This window comes from Actinopolyspora biskrensis (genome assembly GCF_013408175.1).
GTDB lineage: Bacteria > Actinomycetota > Actinomycetes > Mycobacteriales > Pseudonocardiaceae > Actinopolyspora > Actinopolyspora biskrensis.
In genome coordinates, this window is the sequence record NZ_JACBYW010000006.1 from 333,318 (window position 1) to 349,494 (window position 16,177).

The 16,177-nt window shown below is 65.3% G+C and carries 15 protein-coding genes and 1 pseudogene; 6 read left to right on the plus strand and 10 right to left on the minus strand.

Going from position 1 to position 16,177, the window contains the following annotated elements:
• Positions 1 to 110: 110 nt before the first annotated feature.
• Complete coding sequence (locus FHR84_RS17225; RefSeq protein ID WP_179536546.1) at positions 111 to 596, minus strand: Lrp/AsnC family transcriptional regulator; 486 nt, start codon at positions 594 to 596, stop codon at positions 111 to 113.
• 164 nt (positions 597 to 760) lie between these two features.
• Here FHR84_RS17225 and hppD point away from each other — a divergent pair, with 164 nt between their 5' ends.
• Positions 761 to 1,966 carry a 4-hydroxyphenylpyruvate dioxygenase gene (gene hppD, locus FHR84_RS17230; protein ID WP_179536547.1) on the plus strand — a complete coding sequence of 402 codons (1,206 nt, stop codon included), beginning with the start codon at positions 761 to 763 and terminating at the stop codon, positions 1,964 to 1,966.
• 303 nt (positions 1,967 to 2,269) lie between these two features.
• The gene (locus FHR84_RS17235) at positions 2,270 to 2,545 is read left to right on the plus strand and encodes a hypothetical protein (RefSeq protein WP_179536548.1); all 276 of its coding nucleotides are present in this window, start codon (positions 2,270 to 2,272) and stop codon (positions 2,543 to 2,545) included.
• A 167-nt stretch (positions 2,546 to 2,712) separates the two neighbouring features.
• Here FHR84_RS17235 and FHR84_RS17240 read toward each other — a convergent pair whose 3' ends face one another.
• The 4 genes from FHR84_RS17240 to FHR84_RS17255 all read right to left on the minus strand — a co-directional run bounded on the left by FHR84_RS17240 (position 2,713) and on the right by FHR84_RS17255 (position 7,665).
• A complete protein-coding gene (locus FHR84_RS17240) occupies positions 2,713 to 3,852 on the minus strand; it encodes a cystathionine gamma-synthase (RefSeq protein WP_179536549.1) in 1,140 nt (379 codons plus the stop codon).
• A gap of 155 nt (positions 3,853 to 4,007) precedes the next feature.
• Positions 4,008 to 4,580 carry a hypothetical protein gene (locus FHR84_RS17245; RefSeq protein WP_179536550.1) on the minus strand — a complete coding sequence of 191 codons (573 nt, stop codon included), beginning with the start codon at positions 4,578 to 4,580 and terminating at the stop codon, positions 4,008 to 4,010.
• 296 nt (positions 4,581 to 4,876) lie between these two features.
• A complete protein-coding gene (locus FHR84_RS17250; RefSeq protein WP_179536551.1) occupies positions 4,877 to 6,202 on the minus strand; it encodes a hypothetical protein in 1,326 nt (441 codons plus the stop codon).
• A gap of 95 nt (positions 6,203 to 6,297) precedes the next feature.
• A complete protein-coding gene (locus FHR84_RS17255) occupies positions 6,298 to 7,665 on the minus strand; it encodes a cystathionine beta-synthase (protein WP_179536552.1) in 1,368 nt (455 codons plus the stop codon).
• A gap of 381 nt (positions 7,666 to 8,046) precedes the next feature.
• On the opposite strand from FHR84_RS17255, the gene FHR84_RS17260 reads away from it, so the two are divergent.
• On the plus strand, positions 8,047 to 8,958 hold the full coding sequence (locus FHR84_RS17260; RefSeq protein ID WP_179536553.1) for an SGNH/GDSL hydrolase family protein: 912 nt from the start codon (positions 8,047 to 8,049) through the stop codon (positions 8,956 to 8,958).
• Positions 8,959 to 9,455: 497 nt separating this feature from the next.
• Positions 9,456 to 10,676 carry an acetyl-CoA C-acetyltransferase gene (locus tag FHR84_RS17265; protein ID WP_179536554.1) on the plus strand — a complete coding sequence of 407 codons (1,221 nt, stop codon included), beginning with the start codon at positions 9,456 to 9,458 and terminating at the stop codon, positions 10,674 to 10,676.
• 275 nt (positions 10,677 to 10,951) lie between these two features.
• On the opposite strand, the gene FHR84_RS17270 is transcribed toward FHR84_RS17265, so the two are convergent.
• From FHR84_RS17270 to FHR84_RS17280, 3 genes are all read right to left on the minus strand, one after another.
• Positions 10,952 to 11,440 (minus strand): hypothetical protein, encoded by a 489-nt coding sequence (locus FHR84_RS17270; protein ID WP_179536555.1) that lies wholly within the window; start codon positions 11,438 to 11,440, stop codon positions 10,952 to 10,954.
• 493 nt (positions 11,441 to 11,933) lie between these two features.
• On the minus strand, positions 11,934 to 12,347 hold the full coding sequence (locus tag FHR84_RS17275; protein ID WP_246300684.1) for a transposase family protein: 414 nt from the start codon (positions 12,345 to 12,347) through the stop codon (positions 11,934 to 11,936).
• The gene (locus FHR84_RS17280) at positions 12,299 to 12,676 is read right to left on the minus strand and encodes a helix-turn-helix domain-containing protein (protein WP_179536556.1); all 378 of its coding nucleotides are present in this window, start codon (positions 12,674 to 12,676) and stop codon (positions 12,299 to 12,301) included. The genes FHR84_RS17275 and FHR84_RS17280 overlap by 49 nt, the downstream gene beginning before the upstream one ends.
• A gap of 408 nt (positions 12,677 to 13,084) precedes the next feature.
• Between FHR84_RS17280 and FHR84_RS22555 the strand changes: the two genes are divergently transcribed.
• Positions 13,085 to 13,366, plus strand: a complete 282-nt coding sequence (locus tag FHR84_RS22555; RefSeq protein WP_179536557.1) for a transposase — start codon at positions 13,085 to 13,087, stop codon at positions 13,364 to 13,366.
• A 231-nt stretch (positions 13,367 to 13,597) separates the two neighbouring features.
• A pseudogene (locus FHR84_RS17290) lies at positions 13,598 to 14,396 on the plus strand (IS5 family transposase).
• Between the two features lie 18 nt (positions 14,397 to 14,414).
• On the opposite strand, the gene FHR84_RS17295 reads toward FHR84_RS17290, so the two are convergent.
• The gene (locus FHR84_RS17295; protein ID WP_425489960.1) at positions 14,415 to 14,957 is read right to left on the minus strand and encodes an IS5 family transposase; all 543 of its coding nucleotides are present in this window, start codon (positions 14,955 to 14,957) and stop codon (positions 14,415 to 14,417) included.
• A 923-nt stretch (positions 14,958 to 15,880) separates the two neighbouring features.
• Positions 15,881 to 16,066, minus strand: coding sequence for a leucine zipper domain-containing protein (locus tag FHR84_RS23525; RefSeq protein WP_179536559.1), 186 nt, complete (start codon positions 16,064 to 16,066; stop codon positions 15,881 to 15,883).
• Positions 16,067 to 16,177: the final 111 nt, after the last annotated feature.

Consider the following 16,177-nt stretch of genomic DNA (forward strand, 5'->3'; position numbering starts at 1 on the left):
CTCCGGTCGAGCCGGTCGTGCAGAACCGCCACCCCGGGAACAGGCCCCGCTCACGAGCCCGCGGGGGTTCCGCTCAGCAACCATCCAGGTGAGGGGCGAACGGGAAGACCTCAATCGGCCATCCGTTCCAGCAGCGGACGCACCCGGGGCGGAACGGGAGTGGACAGCGCTATCGATGTGGAGGTGCGCCGCACCCCGTCGACGGCCACCACCCGGTCTATGACGCGTTGCAGGTCGTCGTTGGACCGCGCGACCATCCGCACGAACAGATCGCCCTGCCCGGTTGTGGCGTGCACCTCGCAGACTTCGTCGATCGAGGACAGCTGCTCGGCGACCGCACCACGCTGCCCCTGCGCGATCTCCAGCACGGCGAACGCGGTCAGGCCGTAGCCCACAGCGGCCAGGTCGAGTTCCGGCGGGAAACCACGCAACACCCCCTTGCGGACCATGCGGTCCATCCGCGCCTGCACCGTGCCGCGCGCCACTCCGAGCCTGCGCGAACACTCCAACACCCCCAGCCGGGGCTCGTCGGACAACAGGAGCAGCAGACGAGCGTCGAGCTCGTCCAGAACGCCGTCACCCGCCGTGGTTGCCATGACACGCTCCCAACATCTTCCGGCAGTACAGGATGAGCAACCGCTCCCCCACAAAACGAGCACGAATCGAGCAATTTGTACAGCCGTGAGACCGCCTGTTGCGCAGGATGCCGGGTACTCGCACGCTGAGGCGGCACCAAGTCCCCACGCACCGGGAGGCAGCCATGACCGAAACCACGAACCGGACCACCACCACGGAACGCGACGACGTGACCTTCGACCAGATGAAACAGCTCGTGGGGCTGGTCCAGCACGACCCCACCAAGGACCCCTTCCCCGTCAAGTCGATGGACGCGGTGGAGTTCGTAGCGGGCAACGCCACGCAGAGCTCGGTCTTCTACCAGAGCGCTCTCGGGATGAGGCTGGTCGCCTACCGGGGGCCGGAAACCGGCTTCCGGGACCACAGGGCCTACGTGCTGGAATCCGGCTCGGCCAGGTTCGTGCTCAAGGGAGCCGTCGACCCGAACAGCCCGCTGGCCGACCACCACCGTGCACACGGCGACGGAGTGTCCGACCTCTCCCTCGAGGTGGCCGATGTGGACAGGTGCGTCGAGCACGCCCGCTCCCAGGGGGCCACTGTTCTGGAGGAGCCGCACGACCTCTCCGACGACTGGGGGACGGTCCGGGTGGCCGCGATAGCCACCTACGGCGAGACCCGGCACAGCCTCGTCGACCGCTCCCGGTACTCCGGCCCCTACTTCCCCGGCTACGTCGCCAGGACGAGCGGGTATCGCAAGCCCGAGGGCGCTCCGAAGCGCGTCTTCCAGGCGATCGACCACTGCGTGGGCAACGTCCCCATGGGGGAGATGGATCAGTGGGTCGCCTTCTACAACAGGGTCATGGGGTTCGTGAACATGACCGAGTTCATCGGCGACGACATAGCGACCGAGTACTCGGCGCTGATGAGCAAGGTCGTGGCCAATGGCAACCACAGGGTCAAGTTCCCGCTCAACGAGCCCGCCGTGGGGAAGAAGAAGTCGCAGATCGACGAGTTCCTCGAGTTCTACGGCCAGGCCGGATGCCAGCACATCGCACTGGCCACCAACGACATCATCGGAAGCGTCCGGGCGATGCGCGCGGCGGGCGTCGAGTTCCTGGAGGTGCCCGACTCCTACTACGACGATCCGGAGCTGCGGGCCAGGATCGGGGAGGTCCGCACCCCCATCGAGACCCTCAAGGAGCACGGGATCCTCGTGGACAGGGACGAGGACGGTTACCTGCTGCAGATATTCACCAAACCCATCGGGGACCGCCCGACCATGTTCTTCGAACTCATCGAGAGGCACGGTTCCCTCGGCTTCGGGATCGGCAACTTCAAGGCGCTCTTCCAGGCCATAGAGCGGGAGCAGGAGCTGCGCGGCAACCTCTGACCGATGTTTTCCGGTCCAGTCGCCGGTTGCCCCGGGGCCTTCTGCGGCGCTCCCGGCGCCGGAACGCACCGCCCGGACAACCGGCGCCGACGCGGGAGGCTCCGCCGAGTGACCAACCACGACGATCCGAACGAGGAATCTCAACGAGCGCGCCGGAACCGCCTGAGGAACGGTTCCGGGAGAGTTCTCGAGGGCTGCTCGTGACGGGGTGATCCCGAAACGTTTTGGGTACGCTCGGTGTCGCGCAGTTGTTCGCCGCGACACGGACGCGTTGCCCGGTCGCCGTGCCGCCCTGGAGGCCTCATGACACGAGCGAGCACCGCTCCCGGAGCGAAATCGCTGGTGGCGGGAATTCTCACCGCGACAGCGTTGTGCGCCGTAGCGGTGTTCACAGTGGCCGGTTCGGGCTGCGAGAACCCGGGCAGCTACGAGAGGCGCGGCGGTGTTCTCGAACTGGTGAACGGTTGCGTCAGCCGCGAGGACCTGCCGGTGAGCACGGGGGACGAGGGCCCGTCCCGGCAGGGGCCGTCCCACCGTTTCGACGGCTCAGGGGAACCGCTCCCCGGCTTGAGTTCGTGAGCGGTGTCCGGAACCCCCTTCCGGACACCGCAGGCCGGCAATCCGCGCTGTGAGGATTCCCGAAGGACCCTCCCGGAAAGCGGCGCAGCCGCTTAGCTGCCGCGCCCGCGGCCCGCGCCGAAACCCGAGGTCCGAGCAACCACGCGGACCGAGCCGCCGAACTCCCGTTACTCCAGGGCGCCCAGCAGGTCCTCCAGCAGATCGTCCACATCCTCGATACCGGCCGATACGCGGACCAGCTCGGGCGGCACCTGCAGCAGCGATCCGGCCGTGCTGGCGTGGGTCATCCTGCCGGGGTGTTCGATCAACGACTCCACCCCGCCGAGCGACTCGGCCAGCGTGAACAGCCGCGTGCGCGAGCAGACGTCGACGGCGGCCTGCTCCCCGTCGGCGTGGGTGAACGAGACCATCCCCCCGAAGCGCCGCATCTGCCCGGCCGCGACCTCGTGACCGGGGTGGTCCGCGAGGCCGGGGTAGAAGACCCGGGTCACCTTCGGATGCTCGTACAGGGCGGCGGCGAGCCTGGCCGCGTTGGCGCTGTGCTGCTCCATCCGCGCCGCGAGGGTCTTCACCCCGCGCAGGGTCAGCCAGGCGTCGAAGGGGCCCGGCACCGCTCCCGCGGTGTTCTGCAGGAAGGCCACGCCGTCGGCCAGCTCCTCGTCGGAGGTCACCACGGCACCGCCGACCACATCGGAGTGTCCGCCCAGGTACTTGGTGGTCGAGTGCACCACCACGTCGGCCCCCAGCCGCAGCGGCTGCTGCAGGTACGGGGAGGCGAAGGTGTTGTCCACGATCAGCTTCGTCGACGTCTCCGCCGCGATCCGGGCCAGCGCCGCCAGGTCCGCGATGTTCAGCAGCGGGTTGGTCGGCGACTCCACCCAGAGCACTTTCGTGTTCGGCCGCACCGCGGCCCGGACCGCGTCCGGGTCCGAGACTCGCACCGGGGTGTACTCGACGCCCCAGCCCGTCAGCACCTTGTCGACGAGCCGGAAGGTCCCACCGTAGGCGTCGTCGGGGATGACCAGGTGATCACCGGGCCGCAGCACGGAACGCAGCACCGCGTCGGTCGCCGCCATCCCGGAGGAGAAGGCGAGTCCGCGAGTGCCGGACTCGAGCGCGGCGAGGCACTCCTCCAGGGAGGTGCGGGTCGGATTGCCGGTGCGGGAGTACTCGTAACCGGCTCGCTGGTTCCCCACCCCGTCCTGGGCGTAGGTGGACGTCGCGTGGATGGGCGGGATCACCGAACCGGTCGAGTCGTCGGGGTGCTGTCCCGCGTGGATGGCACGAGTGGCGAAACCGTCGGTCATGCCGGGAACTCTACTGTCCGTCACTCACCTGCTCGAACTCGGCTCTTCGAGGTTCTCCGTCCTCGCCCGGCCAGGTGATCGCTCGGGGGTTCCTTGGCGCGGCAGCGCCGAGGAAGGACCCCGGCCCCACCGGACAACCCGACAGAAAGCCGCGATCAGTACTGGTTCGGCCGCTGCTCCGGCGGGTAACCGGCCCCCTGGGAATTCCACTGGGGATTCCACTGGGGGTTGCCCCGGCCGTTCCACCGCGGGTCACCACGTCCCCCCGGAAAACCCCGGTATCCCCCGAAGGACTGCTGTCCCGGCTCTCCCATCGGACAGCCGGTCCGGTTCGGCACCTCCGGAGTCGCCGCGTCCGTGACGGCCCCCTCACGCAGGTAGTCCCCCGTGGTCGGGGACAGGGCGAGCGCGATCGCCGCCAGCGCTCCCACGAAGAAGCACAGCGGCCACAGCAGCGGCCCCATGTAGGTGATGTATCCGTGGACGAGGACGGGCGGAACCAGACCGCCGATCAGCAGCCACCTGCCGAAGCGTTTGCGGGCGAGGAGACCGCTCGCGCCGACGAGCGGGGGGACCGAGAGCACCGCGATGGTCCCGACGGCCGACAGCAGCTGGGGGATCCCCACACTCTCTCGGCCGAGCAGTATCACCAGCATGCCCACCTGGGTGCCGAGCGCGACGAAACAACCGAGCAGGGCGGGCCACCCAGGAGGTGATTCCGCTGGCACCGGCCTGTTCGGCCCCGGGGGGCCACGTCTGCCCCCCGTACGGTTGCTGTTCCGCCGGAGGCGGCTGCCCCGGTACGGGATGGGCGAACTGCTGCCCACCCGGCGGCTGTGGAGGATACACGGCACTTCCCTCGGCTGATGGGGATCACGACTGGAGAAGAGACTTCGCGGGCGGGCTCACGGCCTCGGACGGCCGCGGACCCGCCCGCGGAGGAGTGCTCAGGAGACCGGCACCGCTCGGTCTCGCGAACGGGTGGCGGACTCGGCTGCCACCAGCTCCGTTCCGGGGGTTCCCGTCACCACTGGGGCGGCTGCTGCGGGTATCCGCCCGGCTGACCGTACGGCTGCTGACCGTACGGCTGCTGTCCGTAGGGCTGTTGTCCGTAGGGCTGCTGTCCGTAGGGCTGTCCGGGCATCGGCTGACCGGGTTGGGGCTGACCGGGCATGGGCTGCCCGGGCATCGGTTGCCCCGGCTGCGGCTGCCCCTGCATCCCCGGTGGGCCCTGCTGCGGCATCCCCGGCTGCGGCTGACCGTAGGGCTGCTGCCCCGGGGGCATACCCGGCTGACCGGGATGACCAGCCGACGGGGGTGGCCCGTAACCGCCTGCCATCGCCGGGCCGGCGGCACTTTCCGAGTACGCCCGTGCTGCGGGCAGCATGGCCAGCACCGAGGGAACGGCCGCGAACAGAATGGAGATCAGTCCGAGCGGGGAGAACTGGTACGTGATCCAACCGATCACCACGGCGAGCGCCAGCAGCCCGGAACCGCCGATCATGACGAACGGCGCGAAATTCCTGCGCTGCAGGATGAGGACCCCGGCTCCCACCAGCGCCAGCGCACCAACGATCTGCAGGATGTTGAGCGACACGATCAACCCGGTCGGCGGCAGGTCCGGCATTTCGACGCCGTACTGCTCGGAAAGCTGCGAACTGGTCTGCTTGAACTGATTGACGGTGCTGAGGAAACCGAACAACCCGATCAGCGCGAAGATCGCGGTCAAACTTCCCAGCCCGATGCCGCTCCAGGCAGCTCCCTGGGCCAGCCCCTTGTTGGGAGCCACCCCTCGCGGTCCCGCGGAGGTCTGCCCCGGGGGCGGCGGGGGCGGGCCACCGTATCCGCCCGGCTGTCCCGGAGGCTGCTGCGCGGGGAAACCACCGCTCGGAGTCGCCTGCTGCCCGGGCATCCCCGGCTGGGGCTGTCCCTGCATTCCCGGTTGCCCCTGCATCCCCGGTTGAGGTGGGCCCTGCATCCCCGGCTGGGGCTGCTGCTGCAGTCCCGGCTGCTCGTACATGGGCTGCTGTGGTGGCTGCATGGAAGGCGGAACGACCTGGGTCGCCCCACCCCCTCCCTCCTGCTGGTTCTGGGGTGCCTGAGCGGACTGGTCGGCCTGCTGCATCACCTGGGCGGGGTTTACGACCTGCGTGGAGTCCGATCCGGAAGAGCGGTCGCCCTGTTGCTCGCCGCCCTGTTCCTGCGACTGCTGCGGATCCATCCGCGAGGAAATCATCTGCGTCGAGTCCGGAGTGGACTCATTGGTGTCGGCAGCGCCGGACTGCTGCTCCGTGGACGCCTCCGGCGGCTGCTCCTGGTTACCACCTTCGGGTGTTTGTGGGGAGCTCATCGGGTTTTCCTACCCCCTTGGGCGTAAACCTGGGCGTGTACACGGCCTACGCTATCCGACCGCGTAACGAACAAGGGCCGACGTGTAACAAAAACTCATCGTCCCGCGATAAAGGCGAGCACGTCCTGCCTGGTGACCACACCGGCGGGCTTGCCGTCCACCAGCACCAGGGCTCCGTCCGCGTTCCGCAGCGCCCGCATGGCGGATGTTATGTCCTCACCGGCCCCGATGGTCGGCAGCGGCGGGGACATGTGCGTCTCCACCCGGTCCGCGAGATTGGCCTTTCCGGCGAACAGCTCGTCCAGCAGGTCGCGCTCGTTGACCGCCCCGGCCACCTCCGCCGCCATGATCGGCGGTTCCGCGTTGACGACCGGCATCTGGGAAACGGAGAACTCGCGCAGAATCGACACGGCCTCGGCGACCGTCTCGTTCGGATGGACGTGCACCAGCTCGGGCATCGTGCCGTCCTTGCGGGTCAGCACGTCCCCGATCGAACCACCACCGTGGTCGGGCGAGAGGAAACCGTAGGAGGCCATCCACGAGTCGTTGAACACCTTGGTCAGGTAACCGCGCCCGCTGTCGGGCAGCAGCGCCACGACCACGTCGTCCGGCCCGGCGCGCTCGGCCACGCGCAGCGCGGCCACGATGGCCATGCCGCAGGACCCGCCGACCAGCAGCGCCTCGCGCTGCGCGAGTTCGCGGGTCATCCGGAAGGAGTCCGCGTCCGACACGGACACGATCTCGTCGCAGATCTCCCGGTCGTAGGTCGTCGGCCAGAAGTCCTCGCCGACCCCCTCGACCAGGTAGGGCCGTCCCTTTCCGCCGGAGTACACCGAACCCTCCGGGTCGGCCCCGACGATGCGGACCCGCCCGTCGGAAACCTCCTTCAGGTAACGGCCCGCACCCGAGATCGTGCCTCCGGTGCCGATCCCCGCGACGAAGTGCGTCACGCGCCCCCGGGTCTGCTCCCAGATCTCCGGACCCGTGGAGTGGTAGTGGGACTCCGGGTTGGACGAGTTGTCGTACTGGTTAGGCTTCCAGTACCCGTCCTTGGCGGCCAGCCTGTCCGACACGCTGTAGTAGGAATCATCGTGCTCCGGGGGAACGGCCGTGGGGCAGACCACGACCTCCGCGCCGTAGGCCTCCAGGACGTTGCGCTTGTCCTCGCTCACCTTGTCCGGACAGACGAACACACAGCCGTACCCCTTGCGCTGCGCGATCATCGCCAGTCCCACTCCGGTGTTGCCCGAGGTCGGTTCGACGATCGTGCCGCCGGGAGGCAGTTCCCCCGAAGCCTCCGCGGCTTCGATCATCCGCTCGGCGATCCGGTCCTTGACGCTGCCACCCGGATTGAAGTACTCGACCTTGGCCAGCACAGATGTGTTCAGTCCGCGCGTCAGCGAATTCAGCTTCACCAACGGCGTGTCGCCGACAAGCTCGGCCACGTGCTCGACGTAGTCCACCGCGGGTCCCTCTCCTCGTCTCGGTGTGTGTCGTGAAGCCTGGCAGCACCGTGCACGACTGCTCTCCTGGTGCCTTCCCCGGCCCGATCGATTCCCCACTCGCAGTTTCCCCGCCCGCTCACGAACGCTCACGCCGGGGTTGGCGACAACACGCCGGAGAGCCCGGATGGCGGCCACGCGGGCGGAAATCGAGCGGTTACGCGAAGTTCCGCTGTGAGTTCTCGATCCGACGGCACAACCGGGCGACGTTGTCCACGGGACCGTTTGCACGGGCCACCTCCACCCTCATCCTGCCCGGAGCGGGTGCGAAACGGGCCGAGCGGACCGACCATTCGGGGAACCGGTACGAGGTGGCGTCCGCGAGAAGCGCAGGAGGCAACGATGATCGCTGTGCGACTGTTGCGGCTGGTCGCTGTCGGTACCGCCTCGGTCGGCGGTTTGTCCGGTGTCGCCTACGGCCTGCTCAACGGGCAGTCCAGACACGCCAGACGCGTCATCGGCCTCAGCACGGAGGACCCCCTGTGCGCCGACGGCACCTACTTCCCCACGAACCGTCCCTTCGCGGAACCCGCGGAAGCACCGCTGGACTTCGCCGTGCTCGGCGATTCCTCCGCCGCCGGGCTCGGTGTCGAGACGGCGACAGAACTGCCCGGGGTGCGGCTGGCCGCGGGACTCGCCGAGGAACTGGAACGGCCGGTCCGGCTGCGCACCCACGCGATCGTCGGGTCGACGAGCCGGAGCCTGGCCCCGCAGGTCGACGTGGTGCTGCGCGAACCACCGCGACTGGCGCTGGTGCTGATCGGCGCCAACGACGTCACCTCGCGGTTACCGGTGCGGACCAGCGCGCACCTGCTGGAGGAAGCCGTCCGCGCCATGACCGAGTCGGGCACGGCCGTAGTGGTGGGAACATGCCCCGACCTGGGGGCCATCCGGCCCATCCCGCAGCCGCTGCGTTCGCTCGCGGGCAGGTACAGCCTGGTGCTGGCCACAGAGCAGCGGCGCGCGGTGGAACGCGCCGGAGGACACGCCGTTCCGCTCGCCGACCTGCTCTCCCCCGAGTTCCTCACCCGCCCGGTCGAGTTGTTCGGTCCGGACCGCTTCCACCCCTCCGCCGCGGGCTACGAGATGGCCACCGACATGCTGCTGCCGAAGCTGTGCGACGCCATAGGGGCCTGGGAGGGCGCTCCCGTCCCCACCCCGCCCAGGAGGTCGGCAGCCGTGGAGGCCCGCAGGCCGACCCGCCGCTTCGTCGCGCGGCTGAACCTGCGCTGGGGGCGCCGCGCGCAGTCCTGAGGGGTCTTTTCCTTCACCGCTCTCCCTCGGCGTAGCTGCTCACTCGGCGGAACCTCTCGCGGGCTCTCGCTCCGGCGAGGCCCGACATCGGGTAGCGGCACACAACGTCGGGCCTTCCTCGCGAGAGCACCACGAGAGAACCCGCGGTCGGTCGGGCTGCCCAGGCTCAGAGCGCCTGGGCTAAACGGTGCCCTTTTATCGGGAGTTCCCGTCCGGGTTTTCGGCGCTGTCGCTCCCGGGGGAAACCGAGCCGGCCAACGGACCCGACCGAAGAGCCCTGTGAGTCCGCAGTCGGAGCTCCCGGAACGGGATCATCTGGCCGAACAACCCCTGAGCAGGCGTACCATCCGGTCGGTATACCGATTTAGTGTGAGCGCGATCACCGCGACAACGGCGGCACAGCGCCTAGGGTGAGCACACTCGTCGTGTGTAGGCGGGACGGCTCGCGCACACGAATCCGACCGAGCAAGACGCAGCAACCACGAAGGAGTCGCGTCATGACCGAAGCAGTCATCGTCGCAACAGCGCGCTCCCCCATCGGCCGCGCGGGCAAGGGGTCGCTGGTGGACATGCGCCCGGACGACCTGAGCGCGCAGATGGTGCGCGCGGCGCTGGACAAGGTACCGGAGCTCGACCCGGGTGAGATCGACGACCTGATGCTCGGGTGCGGCCTGCCCGGCGGGGAGCAGGGCTTCAACATGGGTCGGGTGGTCTCGGTGCTGCTCGGTTACGACCACCTGCCCGGCACCACGATCACCCGTTACTGCTCCTCCAGCCTGCAGACCACCCGGATGGCCATGCACGCCATCAAGGCCGGCGAGGGGGACGTGTTCATCAGCGCCGGTGTGGAAGCGGTCTCACGTTTCGCCAACGGCAACTCCGACTCCTGGCCCGAGACCACCAACCCCCTGTTCAACCAGGCGCAGCAGCGCACGCAACGAACCGGTGAGCAGGGTGCGGACGACTGGACCGACCCGCGCGAGTTCGACGCGCTGCCCGACGTCTACATCCCGATGGGGCAGACCGCCGAGAACCTGGCACGGGCCAAGGGCATCGACAAGGACGAGATGGACGAGTTCGGGGTCCGCTCGCAGAACCTGGCGGAGAAGGCCAACGCCAACGGGTTCTGGCAGCGGGAGATCACCCCGGTCACCACTCCCTCCGGTTCCGTGATCGACACCGACGACGGCCCACGGCCCGGCGTGACCAAGGAGTCGGTCGCCGGGCTCAAACCCGTGTTCCGCCCGGACGGCAGGATCACCGCTGCCAACGCCTGCCCCCTCAACGACGGGGCCGCGGCCCTGGTCGTCATGAGCGACCGCAAGGCCGAGCAACTCGGGCTCACGCCGCTGGCGCGGATCGTGTCCACCGGAGTCTCCGCGTTGTCGCCGGAGATCATGGGGCTCGGCCCCGTCGAGGCCTCCCGCCAGGCGTTGAGCCGGGCCGGCATGGGCGCGGGGGACATGGACCTGGTCGAGATCAACGAGGCGTTCGCCGCCCAGGTGATCCCCTCCTACCGGGAGCTGGGCGTTCCGCTGGACAAGCTCAACGTGAACGGCGGGGCGATCGCCGTGGGACACCCGTTCGGGATGACCGGCGCCCGCATCACCACCACGCTGCTGAACTCGCTGCGGTTCCACGACAAGCAGTTCGGCCTGGAGACGATGTGCGTCGGCGGCGGCCAGGGCATGGCCATGGTTCTGGAGCGGCTCAGCTGAGACCGGTCCGGGCACGGGTGGGATTCGTCGAGGTGCTCCCGACGGATCCCACCCGGCCATCCAGCTTCCGAGTATTGGACAGCTAAAATCCACATCTAGTACTACACGCAGAACATTTCTCCATAGTGCCCCACTAAAGGAAAAAACCCCAGAAAATCACACCAGGAGAAATGGGGTTGCGAAATATAGCTTGGCGAAATGCAGCATTATAGTTCTATACTGCACCTATGCAGTACTACCTATTTACAGAAAATAGAGCGTTCTGTAAATTACTATCAGGGATTCATCTGAACACAGGGATCCGCACTCGGGGATGCTTCTACATATCCCTCACCCTCTCGGATCCAAAACTTTGAACAGACATGAGCATTGGGGTAGCTTCCGTTTACTTCCAACCACCTGCTGTGCTCTTCAATTCCACCAAAGTTCCCCCAGCAGTCAGTTTTTGTGTTAAAGTCTGGCCCGCTCCACTCCCATTGCCATTGATTACCATACACGATATAGACTTGAAAATGACCATAACTACTTTCGCAAGGCGAAAAAGATTGCATGGCCCTAACAGTATTCACATAATCCCCTTGTCCTGTCACTTCAGTACAGTGCCTCCATCCAGCAGAGGGGACATTACAATCACTTAAGTTCTGTTTCACAGTTGGCTTCTCAGAATCCACACCAGAAGACTCAGCAGCTTGCGCAGGAAAATTCATACCAAAAAAAGATGCAACACAAACAGACAATACGGATATAAGCTTTACTTTGCGCATTCCAGAAACACCCCATATGTTCTTCCTCTATGGACAGTGGCCATCTAAGCAAAGAAATGACTTCCTGTCAATGGGACGTGAAAACACTACTCTAAATTACCTAGTACTACAGCCAGACTTGTACGATCGCTGGTAGTGAAAGACGTCAACAACGGACGGCCACCGTGTACCTATGTAGTGTCGCGCAGATGCAGTGTCGTGCAAACGGTGTTGTAGATCATAACATGTGATGCTATCGAATGACAGGCGACGTTGGACGGGTCGTGGGCCGGACGGCGGTCTGAGTTCGTCCAGAATGAGCCACGACAGCAACCTCGAGCTCTAGTGCAGAGTGACACCTAGGCAGTGTCGCAGAAAAACTGCTGGAGTCTGATCGAGCTGCCCCATGATACTCCCCCGACCGGACTGCAACATCTGCTGCGCGATCCGTCTCGGATAGCGACGTGGTCCACGATTTTGCGCAGAGAATATTAAAGGTTATGCACTGAACTGTTTACCAGAACTCTTGGAGTCGCCGGATCACGGTAATGATGTGGAGGATTCGTTGGAGTTGGACAAGTGAGCGACAGTATCGGCTGGCGAGGATGATCCAGCTTTTCAGGTGGGCGATGGCGCGTTCGATCGGATATAGTAGGAACGCTATTGTCGTGTTGACTTTGTCTCTGTCGGGGTCGAGTGTTCCGTTTTTCGGTGTTTTGTGGGGTTGCGTGATGGCGCTGCCCAGGTAGCCGAGATCGCCGATGGTGTTGGTATGGTTCAGCGTGTTGTACAGGGATGATCTCCGGAATACCGTGAGGTCGTGGGTGGCGCCGGGAAAGATCTCTGAGTATGCGAGAAGGTTCCCGTGGAGATCGGTGGTCAGCTGCAGGCGGACTCCGTAGCGTCGGTGCTTTCCCGAGTACAGCATCTCCTGGTCACGACGGTTTCCTGTGGGGATGTGTACGCCATCGACACTCGTCTGTGGAGCTCCTCAAATGGGGCGTGTATCCCGTCCATGACCTCGGCCAGGGCGGGCTCGGTCCGACGCAGCACCCGCGAGATCGTCGACTGACTCGTGTTCCGAAAGGCTGCCAGTTGTTTCTGGGTCAGATTCGTCCGGTAGGACTCCAGTGTCACCACCAGGGCCATGAACACCGACAGCGTGTTCTTCGGGTCCCACTGAATCACCTCACTGATCCGCTCAGCCAGCCAGCACAGTTGGTCCTCACTCAGCCCTGTGGTACCCTCGTAACGCAACGTTCTTCCCTTGAGTATATGGCGTTTTTGGTCAAATTCCATCGTACCCGGAAAGGCCGTTTCTTTTTATTTCCACCCTCGTCTTCAACTCACCTGCATAGCCTTCATCAAGCGTCCGCTCAAGCGGGAGTACTTCAGGTTGCTTCTATTTCTTTGTATATCTGATTTCGCTACTCCCGAGACACATCTCTACGAATCGATCAAACTCGGCATCGATGTCAGCATGCACACGGGTATGGTTGCTTCGACGGTAGGCCAAGCGATGCGCCACAGCTAACGCAGCGTAGATGTGGATGTCATGTGGCAACCATACGATGACATCGTCAAGTTCCTTCGTACGTCGATTTCAGACTGCGACCACGGCATCACCACAATGACCTCATCGCCAGCCATTCATCCATCACGAGGTTGACCGCCCGCGCTCGCGAATTCGGCAACATGCTCACCCAACGCCACGGCATCGACCTCGACACCTGGATCACCGCCGTGCGTAGCGACAACTTGCCCGCTATGTACGCCTTCACCGACAGACTCACCAAAGACCAAGAAACTCTCGCTGCAGGGATAACCCTGCCTTATATCAACGGACTAACCGAAGGCGTCATCAACAAAATCAAGATGCTGAAACGGAAGACCTACGGCAGAGTCAGCTTTGCCTTACTCCGTAAACGAATCCTCCTCATGAACTGAGAGACTACAACCTTCCCATATCACGAAGCCTTGGACAGAGCCGTTAGATAGAGACTCCCGACAGTCCAGTTGAATACACGATTGGCGGGTGGACGACCCCAATGTGGTGGCGATGATGATTGTATTCGTGGAGCCAGTTGAGCAAGATAGCGCACCCTTGGGTTTCTGAGGAGTAAGGTTGGGCTTAGAGCTTCTAACACGTTGACGATCTCGGCTTGAGATGATCGTGGTGTGGCTGCGCCGTGGGTGGTCTCGGACGAGTTGTGGGAGCGGATCGAGCCGCTGTTGCCGGTGCGTCCGGCGAGTCGGACGGCTCCGAAGCCGCTGCCGGACCGACAGGTGTTGCAGAGGATCCTGTTCGTGCTGGTCACCGGTATCGACTGGGAGGACCTGCCGCAAGAGCTGGGATTCGGATCCGGGATGACGTGCTGGCGCCGCCTGCGCGACTGGCAGCAAGCCGGGGTCCTCGACCAGCTCCACGAGGTACTGCTGGCCGAACTCAACGCGGCCGGACAGATCGACTGGTCACACGCGTGTGTAGACGCCTCCCACATCCGCGCGAAAGGGGGGTCCGCGACAGGCCCAAGCCCTCCTCGACCGCGGCAAGACCGGCTCGAAACACCACCTGATCTGCGACGGCGGCGGAGTTCCCCTCGTCACGACACTCACCAGTGGCAACCGCAACGACATCACCCAACTCCTCCCACTCGTCGACGCCGTTCCACCCGTCCGAGGTCGCCGAGGGCGCCCGCGCCACCGACCGGAGGTCGTCGTGGCAGACCGCGGCTACGACCATGACCGGTACCGAGACCGACTACGCCACCGAGGAATCCAGCCGCTGATCAGCCGCCGTGGCACTCGCGACACCAACCAACCCGTGCGCTGGGTCGTCGAGCAAACCCTGGCGCTGCTGCACCAGTTCCGGCGCCTGGCCGAACGCTGACAACGCCGCATCGACACCCACCGCGGCTTCCTCACCCTCGCCTGCGGCCTCATCTGCTGGCGCCGACTCCCACACCGAATGCGTTAGGAGCTCTTAGACCGTGTCTTACTTGGTGAGTTTTTTGTAGCAGGTGAGGGCGGCAGCGAGGGTTAGGAAGGCGGCGAAGTGGTTGCCGTAGCGTTCGTATCGGGTGGTCAGTCGTCGATAACCGGCCAGCCAGGAGACGGTGCGTTCGACGGCCCACCGGTGTTGTCCGAGGGTGGTCGAGGTGTCGATGTCGCGGCGGGCGATGCGAGCGGTGATGGAATGCCGACGGAGCCAGCGAGGCAACTCGGGATGGTCATAGGCTTTGTCGGAGTGCAGCTTGTCCGGGCGGAACCGTCGCGGCCCACGTCGGCTACGGGTGGGCGGGATCGCCAGCACCAGAGGGATCAGAGCGTGGCTGTCATGAGTGTTGGCCGCCGAGATCCCCACCGACAGGGGGATGCCGCCCCGTTCCGTGCTGATGTGGATCGTGCTGCCGGATTTTCCGCGGTCGACCGGATTGGGGCCGGTCAGCCAGCCCCTTTTTTCGCGCGGACGCTGGCCGCGTCCACGATCGCTCGGGACCAGTCCAGCTGTCCGAAAACCACCCAGCTCGTCCAGCACCGCCCGATGCAGCCTGCGCCAGAGCCCCTCGCGTGTCCAGCGTTGAAACCACCGATGCGCTCCTCGGGGTGCTCACCCCGAAACTGGGTGGGAGATGCCGCCAGACGCAGCCACTGGTGACCACGAACACGATCGCGGTAAACACCGCCCGCGCCTCCGCTCCGAGCCCGGCCACCACCCTGCGGACGCACCCCCCGCCTGCGGGATCAACGGCTCGACCAACGCTCTGACCACTCGTCGCCGCACCAACCGACGCGACAACTCATCCATCACCCACGATCATCACATCCCCACACAACCAACTGAGACAAGCTTTTAGGCCCATTCGTCGAGCAGAGTACGGTGGAAACGCTCGACTATGCCGTCGGTCTGTGGGCCAGAGGTGCAGGTGCGTTGTGGCTGATGCTGGCCGTATGCAGCGCCTGTTACCCAGGGGTGGGATCGGTAACAGGCGCCGTTACCGGTCAGGAATCATCGGATGTCGATACCCGCTGCGTCGATGCTTGCACTCGTTTCCAGAACGCTGTGGCGGTGGTTTTCGTTTCATCGGGCAGGATTTCGGTGTAGGCCAGCCTGCTGTGATCGTCCAGGGTGGTGTGCAGCTAGGCTTGACCCAGCTTCTCGCGGGAGCTGGTGTATTGTTGATGACTGGCTGACTGCGGGTGCTGTGTCAGCCACCAGTGGCACGCCCGTGGACTGTGTGACCATCTCCGTCGGGAATGGTGCCCAGCTTTGTGATGTCGACGCGCGTCAGACCGCTGGCCTAGGCATATTCGTAGCGGCGGATCACGCGCCCGGCGCCCCGAGCCAGATGATGCAGACAAGCGATGTCGTAGCGGGATAGCATCGGTGCACCGTAGAGTGCTACCAACCCCAGGAATCCGGCGATGCGAGCCAGGCTCCACCGAGACGCAGCAGCCGGACTATGATGATGCCCGCTCAGGCCGGATCAACGTAGGCCGTGGGCTCGTATGCGGGCGGTTGGACGAGCCGACCATGCCAGTCTCGCCCTCGGCACGGTAACGCTTGACCCACTTGTTGAGCCGTGCCCACCGCGCCCCGGAACCGCTTCGCGGCACAGCCCAGCGGCCAGTTCTCGTCGATGACACACCGCGCCAAACGCAACCGGCCGAGCGGAGTCAACGGGGTATCACCGCGAACCATGAGGGCCTCCTGGAGGTTCGGTGCAGATTATGGTGATCCGCACCGAACCCGGATGG

What these genes read in the sequence shown, in the direction of transcription:
- FHR84_RS17225 (WP_179536546.1), bottom strand. Translation starts at nt 596, where the DNA reads ATGGCAACCACGGCGGGTGACGGCGTTCTGGACGAGCTCGACGCTCGT.
- hppD (WP_179536547.1), top strand. Translation starts at nt 761, where the DNA reads ATGACCGAAACCACGAACCGGACCACCACCACGGAACGCGACGACGTG.
- FHR84_RS17235 (WP_179536548.1), top strand. Translation starts at nt 2,270, where the DNA reads ATGACACGAGCGAGCACCGCTCCCGGAGCGAAATCGCTGGTGGCGGGA.
- FHR84_RS17240 (WP_179536549.1), bottom strand. Translation starts at nt 3,852, where the DNA reads ATGACCGACGGTTTCGCCACTCGTGCCATCCACGCGGGACAGCACCCC.
- FHR84_RS17250 (WP_179536551.1), bottom strand. Translation starts at nt 6,202, where the DNA reads ATGAGCTCCCCACAAACACCCGAAGGTGGTAACCAGGAGCAGCCGCCG.
- FHR84_RS17260 (WP_179536553.1), top strand. Translation starts at nt 8,047, where the DNA reads ATGATCGCTGTGCGACTGTTGCGGCTGGTCGCTGTCGGTACCGCCTCG.
- FHR84_RS17265 (WP_179536554.1), top strand. Translation starts at nt 9,456, where the DNA reads ATGACCGAAGCAGTCATCGTCGCAACAGCGCGCTCCCCCATCGGCCGC.
- FHR84_RS17270 (WP_179536555.1), bottom strand. Translation starts at nt 11,440, where the DNA reads ATGCGCAAAGTAAAGCTTATATCCGTATTGTCTGTTTGTGTTGCATCT.
- FHR84_RS17275 (WP_246300684.1), bottom strand. Translation starts at nt 12,347, where the DNA reads ATGCTGTACTCGGGAAAGCACCGACGCTACGGAGTCCGCCTGCAGCTG.